General features: G+C 46.0%; 1 protein-coding gene and 1 pseudogene. Both read left to right on the forward strand.

Annotated features, from left to right (window positions below; genetic code table 11):
* Positions 1-759: pseudogene (locus tag KDK17_RS11450) on the forward strand (elongation factor 4); the annotation flags it as partial.
* 162 nt (positions 760-921) lie between these two features.
* A partial coding sequence (lepB, locus tag KDK17_RS11455; protein WP_257288135.1) for a signal peptidase I occupies positions 922-1,550 on the forward strand: 629 nt, incomplete at its 3' end.

A 1,550-nucleotide genomic window follows, 5' to 3' on the forward strand; every position in this document is an offset into this window, starting at 1 on the left:
ATGCTGCAGATGGAAATTATTCAGGAGCGTCTTGAGCGTGAATACAACCTGGATCTGATTACCACTGCGCCGACAGTAATCTACGAGGTTGAGCTGAAAAATGGCGATCTGATTGAGGTGGACAACCCATCTAAACTGCCAGATCCTGCCGGTATCCAGGAAATCAGGGAGCCTATTGTTCAGGCGAATATTCTGGTTCCCCAGGATTATCTTGGTAATGTGATCTCCCTGTGTGTAGAACGTCGGGGTGTTCAGAAAGACATGCAGTTCACTGGCAGTCAGGTAGCAATAACCTATGATATGCCTATGAACGAGGTGGTTCTGGATTTCTTTGACCGCCTGAAGTCTGTCAGTCGCGGATTTGCGTCTTTGGACTACAGTTTTGATCGTTTTGAGATGGCCAACATGGTGAAACTGGATATTCTGATCAACGGTGAGAAAGTCGACGCACTGGCTCTTATTGCTCATAGAGATCATGCTGTCTCCAGGGGGCGTTCGCTGGCTGAAAAGATGAAAGAGATCATCCCTCGCCAGATGTTTGACGTCGCCATTCAGGCTGCAGTAGGTGGTCAGATTTGTGCACGAACCACTGTCAAGGCGCTGCGCAAGAATGTAACTGCAAAATGTTACGGTGGTGATGCATCTCGTAAGCGTAAACTGCTTGAGAAGCAGAAAGCGGGTAAGAAGCGAATGAAACAGGTGGGTCGAGTTGAAATCCCTCAGGAAGCTTTTCTTGCTGTACTAAAAGTCGATAAATAATTGACCTATGGACGAGAAATTTCAGGTGTTCTAATTGAGTAGCTTGTCAAAATCGGCGGGCTTTTCGTAAACATGACGAACTATTCCGTTGAAGCATTGTTAACTCCCGCTTCAACAGTAATATTGGTAGAAAAAAGATCGGGTATCTGAGAACAAATAACCATGGATATTAATTTTCCACTGCTTCTGGTGCTGGCGGTTTTTATTACAGGTCTGGTTGCGCTGTTCGACAGGCTGGTATTATTGCCTAAAAGAAAGGCGGCTATTGAGAGCTTTAAGTCCGGTATGGGTTCTGAGCCTGATCAGGAAGCCCTGGCCAGACTGGAGAGAGAACCCGGTATTGTTGAAACCTGCAAGTCGATATTTCCGGTTTTGACACTGGTGCTGGTAGTGCGATCTTTTCTGTTTGAGCCCTTTCAAATTCCCTCGGGTTCCATGATCCCAACCCTTCAGGTGGGGGACTTTATTTTGGTGAACAAGTTTGAATACGGACTTCGTCTGCCGGTCATTGGTACCAAAATTGTTTCCATCAATGAGCCTCAACGCGGCGATGTTATGGTGTTCAAGGACCCAGATAATCCGAATATCAATTTCATCAAGCGAGTGATTGGTATACCGGGTGATGAAATTCGCTATTTGAACAAGAAGCTGACTATTAATGGCCAGCCTGTTCCTGAGAAATACATTGCCCAGCTGAGAGATCAGAGTCGAGCTTATCAGTTGTTTGAAGAGAGCATTGATGGCATAATCATCCAGGTAGACAGGTGCCACCCTGATAGTCAACATGATCA

This window comes from Endozoicomonas sp. SESOKO2, from assembly GCF_024606245.1.
Taxonomy (GTDB): Bacteria; Pseudomonadota; Gammaproteobacteria; order Pseudomonadales; family Endozoicomonadaceae; genus Endozoicomonas_A.